This is a genomic window from Streptodolium elevatio (assembly GCF_040649515.1).
Taxonomy (GTDB): Bacteria; Actinomycetota; Actinomycetes; order Streptomycetales; family Streptomycetaceae; genus Yinghuangia; species Yinghuangia elevatio.
In genome coordinates this window covers 1-4,118 of the sequence record NZ_JBEZFP010000256.1, presented here as the reverse complement: position 1 = coordinate 4,118, position 4,118 = coordinate 1, and the positions used below count along the sequence as shown (strand labels likewise).

At 74.3% G+C, this 4,118-nt stretch carries 3 protein-coding genes; 1 reads left to right on the top strand and 2 read right to left on the bottom strand.

The window, feature by feature from the left end:
* Window positions 1–132: 132 nt before the first annotated feature.
* Window positions 133–546, bottom strand: coding sequence for an ATP-binding protein (locus AB0C36_RS42635; protein WP_358365060.1), 414 nt, complete (start codon window positions 544–546; stop codon window positions 133–135).
* A gap of 352 nt (window positions 547–898) precedes the next feature.
* Here AB0C36_RS42635 and AB0C36_RS42630 point away from each other — a divergent pair, with 352 nt between their 5' ends.
* A complete protein-coding gene (locus tag AB0C36_RS42630; protein WP_358365058.1) occupies window positions 899–1,426 on the top strand; it encodes an ATP-binding protein in 528 nt (175 codons plus the stop codon).
* A gap of 41 nt (window positions 1,427–1,467) precedes the next feature.
* On the opposite strand, the gene AB0C36_RS42625 is transcribed toward AB0C36_RS42630, so the two are convergent.
* Entirely contained in the window at window positions 1,468–3,108 is a 1,641-nt protein-coding gene (locus AB0C36_RS42625; protein WP_358365055.1) for a hypothetical protein, read from the bottom strand.
* Between the last annotated feature and the right edge of the window lie 1,010 nt (window positions 3,109–4,118).

The window sequence follows — 4,118 nt, the reverse complement described above, 5'->3', positions numbered from 1 at the left end:
CGCAGCCCCGCCGCCATTTTAATGAGACGGCGAGCTCCGTGATCTAGACGGAATCTGGATCACTCTTTGCCTACTCGACGCTCTTCCGTTCTGCGGCCGGAGCCTCGTCGTGTGCGCGGGCGGACGCTCCGCTCAGCAGCCCCCGCGGCCGTCCAGCGGGAGGACGACCCACATCGTCTTGCCGCCGTCCTCGGTCGACTGCACCTCGGTGATCCCGTGCGCCTCGGTGATGACCTCGTGGACGACGCCGAGGCCGTCGCCGGGGCGGGCCGGCGGCCGCGGGTCGGCGTCGTGCACGCCGACCCCGATGTGCCCGTCGCCGAGCACCATCGTGAGGGTGAAGACCGGCGAGAGCCGGTCGGCGTTCCGCACCGAGTTGGCGGCGAGTTCGGAGACGATCAGGCGCAGGTCGTAGGCCAGGTCCGTGCCCGGGGACACGCCCCAGTCCGCAAGCGCCTCGGTGAGGAGCCTGCGCGCCTGCGGAATGGCCGCGGGGGCCGCGCTGAGGCGGGCCGTGCGGTGCCGGGCCCGCTGGTCGACAGTCATGAAGGTCCTCGCACGACGGGCGAACGGGCGGTCGGAGTCGGGCGGGACCGTCCCGCCGGGGGTTTTCGGGCGTGCGGACGTGCATCCCCACCGGTGCCGCGGCGCTCCGATGGGTCCGGGCCACCTAGCATGGCGCGCGCGGAGATCATGCCGCAATGCGTTCGTGCGACCGGCCTCCGTGCGCTGACCTGCGGCATCCGTTCTGCGCGGGTAGAACCCCGGGCCCCGTACGCTGCGCGGTGCGGCGCCGGGGACCGGGCGGGCGCGGGGCAGATCCGCCCGGCCCGGTGGTGTCCGGCGCCGCGGAACGGGCACTATCCCCCGCACCACCCCGAGCGAAGTGGACCCCTTGATGAGCGCCATGCGGTCGCGTACCTCCGGCGGCGGGGACGCGCGGGACCGCGGCCCCCGACCGCAGGTGCGCCGGCTGCCGTTCACGACCGCGTCCGGGGCGGTGGCGCGGGCGCGGACCTTCCTGCGGACCGCGATGCAGGCGTACGGCTGGCTCCCCGCACCCGACCAGGCCACCGAGCTCGCCGCCGACGACATCCTGCTCGTCGCCGTGGAACTGGTCACCAACGCCTGCCTGCACGGCGGCGGCCCGGTCGAGCTGCGCCTCGTGCGGCTGGACGGCGTGGTCCGCGTCGAGGTCGACGACCGCAGCGACCGCGTGCCGGAGCCGCGCAGCCCGTTCGAGGGGCCGCGCGCCGGCGGGCACGGCCTGCACATCGTCCGCAGACTCGCCCGGGAGTGGGGCGTGTTGGTGCACTCCGGCCCGCGAGGCCGCGCCGGGCGCGGGGCGCCCGGCAAGACGGTGTGGGCGGAACTGGCGGAGCCCGGCCTCCGCGGTGGGGACGCGGGGCCGGGCTCCGGGGGATGACGGTGGGCGCGGGCCATGCGGGGAACGCCTGCCGTCCGAGGTCAGACCAAGGTGAGCGTGAGGGTGCCGGAGTACGTGCCCGCCGCGGTGAACTCCGGTGTGGTGAGCGCGAGTCGGGCGTCCGCGGTGAAGGTGCCGCCCGACGCGCCGCCCGGGGCTCCCGGCGACTGCGTGCACAGCGCCGCGGCGGCGGTGCTGCTCAGCGGTCCGGCGGCGCCCGACGTCACCTGGCTCGGACTCCCGGGCAGCGCCGCACAGTTGGGCACCCAGGAGACGTTGCCGGCCGGAATCGCCGCCATCCCGCGCGCGTGTGCCAGGTCGGTCATCGTGCCGGTGAGCGACCAACCCATTCCGCCGCTCCGGGTGTCGTTCACGGTGAGCTGGTTGAGCGACGCCTCAAGGGTCTTGGCGGTGCCGTCGAGCGTCGCGCCGCCGAAGTCGACGGCGGTCCCGGTCTGCGTCATCGACAGGGTTCCCGCCTCGGGCGTGCCCGGCTCCGGCCCCGGTCCGGGGCCCGGGGTGACCGTGAACGCCGCGGTCGCCGTGCCGCCGTCGCCGGATCCCTCGCGCACCCGGATCGCCGTCGTCGCCGGGTCGGTGACCGGGAGGTCCGCGGTGAACGTGCCGTCCGGGCCGACCGGCACGTCGATGCCGCCGTCGAGCTCGCGGCCGTCGCCGGCCAGCGCCCGGACGGCGACGGAGCGGCCCGCGGTGAAGCCCGCGCCCGCCAGTTTGACGACCGTCCCGACCGGGCCGGCGGCGGGCGCCGCGGTGACCGTACGGGCCACCGCCCGCACGGCGACGGGCACCGTCTTCTGCGCGGTGCCGACCTTGACCCTGAGGGCGTAACTCCCGGGCGCCGCCGCCGGGTCGAGGGTGGCGGTGCCGGTGAGGCGGCCGTCGGCGACGGCCACGGTGTTCGCGGCGATGCCGGTGGCGCTGCAGCCGCCGCCGTCCGCCTGGCACAGCGAGACCTCGGGAGTCCCGGCGGGCCAGTCGGTGCCGTTGAGGGTGACAAGTCCGCCCGCCGCGACCGCGGTGAGGTCGGCCGCCAGCGTCGGTTCGGCGGTTGCCGCGGCCGGCGGCGCGGCCGGTGCGTCGTCCTCGACGGTGAGCACGGTGGACACCGCCACCGGCGAGGCCGGCGTGCAGCGCGTCTCGGCGTCGACGGGGCCGGTCCTGGTGAACCGCGCGAAGTCGCCGGGCGCGAGGCTTACTTGCCCGGCGGCGGTCAGCCTGAGCGTCCCGGTCATGTCGGCGACCTTGAGCGCGGATCCGGCGACCGCCTCGGGGTTCTTGCGCTCGCCCGCCACGGCGACGGTCCCGGCCTGCGCGCCGCCGACGACGATCTGACCCTTCGGCAGTGTCGAGTCGGCCGGCACCACGGCCGGTACGGGGGAGGGGGCGGTGCTGGGCGAGGTGGTCGGTGACGAGGTGGCCGGCGTCGAAGCGGGCGTCGTGTCGTTCGGGACCTTGGGGTACGTCTTCCACACCCAGGTCACTGTGACCTCGTCGCCGACCCGGTACGTGGACTTCGCCGGCCTGACCGTGATCTCGACGTCGAGCGGGGCGTCCGGGACGACCCGGGCCGGCGCCGTCGGGTCGACGCACTTCGCCGTGTACGGGACGGGCACCGCACCCGCGGGCGGGGCGGCGAGCACCAGGCCGGCCCCGGCCGCCACCAGAACCCCGGCGGTCGTCGCGGACGTCAGGCGCCCCCTGTGCAGCCTTGGCCGTGAGAACGACGCGAACACTGCGCTCCTAGTGGGCGATAAGAAGAATCGGCCACCGTATCCATGCGGAATTCCGGGCCGATGTCAATGCCCGATGACAAGAGATCTTGGTATCACGTGTCACCAGCTCCGGGTGGTCCGCACGGCGCTTCGTACGCGGTCCGCCGGATGGTCCGCGTCCCGCAAAGGAACCGGCCGGCCGGGCGCCGCACGGCATAATGCACGGCATACTGCGGGCCGCGAGGGTGCGATGCTTTTATAGCGGATTATCCAATAGGAAGTCAATGCCTGATGACATGTTGATCTTTACGACACGTGTCACCGCCCGGGGCTTTTAGTGCGCCGACAATACGCGGATTCCCGGTGCCGCAATTAACCGGGATATCCAGGGTTGACATTCATGTGGAACCGCGGATTCACTCATGGATGAGTATCGCCACGGCGCCCGGCGCCCGGCGGCCACTCCGATTCACCGCGCACCGTTCGTCCGCCCCACCGGTCGCATCCGTCTCGCGCACCCCGCGGCGGTCGGCGTCCCCCGCCGGGACGCAACAGACAGCACGTCGGCGCACCAGGCGGCGCACCGGTCGGCGCGGCAAGTGAGCGGAGCACGCCGGCGGAGCGGGCCGAGAACGACGCCAGGGAACGATGCCAGAGAACGCGGCCAGAGAATGCAGCCAGGGAACGCGGCCAGGGAACGAAGAAGGGAGTGCCCCCCGATGTCCACCGGCAGCACCGGCGACGCGGTCGACAGCGTCGACTCGGGGGCACTCCCGCCGCGGCGGACCCTCCACGGCCTTTCGCCCCGGTCGAGGCGCGCACACGCCTCGACCGGGCCGCCTGCGCCGGGGTTCCCCCGCTCGGGGCCGGGGCCCGAGCGGGGACAGCCCCGACGCGAACGACGGCCCCCGTACGCACCGCGTACCGGGGCCGTCGCCCAGTCTCCCGCCGTGCCTTCC

Coding starts and splice junctions, on each gene's coding strand:
- AB0C36_RS42635 (WP_358365060.1), bottom strand. CDS start 546: ATGACTGTCGACCAGCGGGCCCGGCACCGCACGGCCCGCCTCAGCGCG.
- AB0C36_RS42630 (WP_358365058.1), top strand. CDS start 899: ATGAGCGCCATGCGGTCGCGTACCTCCGGCGGCGGGGACGCGCGGGAC.